The organism is Mesorhizobium sp. M7A.F.Ca.CA.001.08.2.1 (genome assembly GCF_003998455.1).
In the GTDB taxonomy this organism is placed as follows: domain Bacteria; phylum Pseudomonadota; class Alphaproteobacteria; order Rhizobiales; family Rhizobiaceae; genus Mesorhizobium; species Mesorhizobium ciceri.
In genome coordinates this window covers 1-1,030 of sequence record NZ_RZPW01001225.1, presented here as the reverse complement: position 1 = coordinate 1,030, position 1,030 = coordinate 1, and the positions used below count along the sequence as shown (strand labels likewise).

The window sequence follows — 1,030 nt, the reverse complement described above, 5'->3', positions numbered from 1 at the left end:
GGGGTCTCCTTCTAGGGGCGGGGATCAGGCCGTTCTGTGACGGTGATGGATGATGCGTGCGCGCAGGATGCCGCGCGTGCCAAACAGGATCGAGGCGAAATAGACGACGCCGGCCGACAGGATGATGGCCGGGCCGGATGGCAGCGAGGCGTGATAGGACAAAAGCAGCCCGGCGACGCAGGATGCGAAGCCGATCAGTACGGCCAGCACGCACATCGGCTCGACGCGAACCGTCCAGAAGCGGGCGGCCGCGGCCGGCAGCATCATCAGCCCAACCGATAGAAGCGTGCCGAGCGCCTGGAAGCCGCCGACGAGGTTGAGTACGACAAGGCCGAGGAAGATGAAATGCACCGGGCTGCCGAGCCGGCTGACCGAGCGCAGGAACAGCGGGTCGAGGCATTCGGCGACCAGCGCCCGCCAGAAGATGGCGAGGCTGACCAGCGTCACCGCGACGATGCCGCCGATCAGCGTCAGGGCCTCGTCATTGAGCGCCAACACGGTGCCGAACAGCACATGCATGAGATCGACGCTGGAACCGCGGATCGACACCATCAGCACGCCGATGGCGAGCGAAATAAGGTAGAAAGCCGCCATCGAGGCGTCTTCGCGCTGGATGGTGAAGCGCGAGACGGCGCCGGCGCCGAGCGCGACGATGACGCCGGCGATCAGGCCGCCGATGGTCATCGGCAGGATCTCCAGCCCATAAAACAGGAAGCCGGCGGCCGCACCGGGCAGGATGGCATGCGCCATGGCGTCGCCCGACAGGCTCATGCGCCGCAGCATAAGGAAGACGCCGATCGGGCAGGCGCCGAGCGACAGCATCAGCGAACCGATCAACGCCCGCTGCATGAAGGCGAAATCGGCGAAGGGCGCGATGACAAGGCCGTAAAATGTGTCCATCAGGCAGCCTTCGGTCCGACGCCATGTTGGTGATCGTGATCGTGGCCATGGTGATCGTGACCATGAGCGTCCTCGCCCGGCTCGCACCAGGGTGCATTTTCTTCCCAGGCCTCGTGAAAACGGCGGGCGC

Annotated in this window: 1 protein-coding gene and 1 pseudogene; both read right to left on the bottom strand. The window is 65.5% G+C overall.

The window, feature by feature from the left end; translation table 11 throughout:
- Nucleotides 1-24 precede the first annotated feature (24 nt).
- Nucleotides 25-900, bottom strand: a complete 876-nt coding sequence (aztB, locus tag EN914_RS36380; RefSeq protein WP_024505597.1) for a zinc ABC transporter permease AztB — start codon at nucleotides 898-900, stop codon at nucleotides 25-27.
- Nucleotides 900-1,030: pseudogene (locus EN914_RS39710) on the bottom strand (ABC transporter); the annotation flags it as partial. The gene aztB and the pseudogene EN914_RS39710, both read right to left, overlap by 1 nt.

What these genes read in the sequence shown, in the direction of transcription:
- aztB (WP_024505597.1), bottom strand. Translation starts at nt 900, where the DNA reads ATGGACACATTTTACGGCCTTGTCATCGCGCCCTTCGCCGATTTCGCC.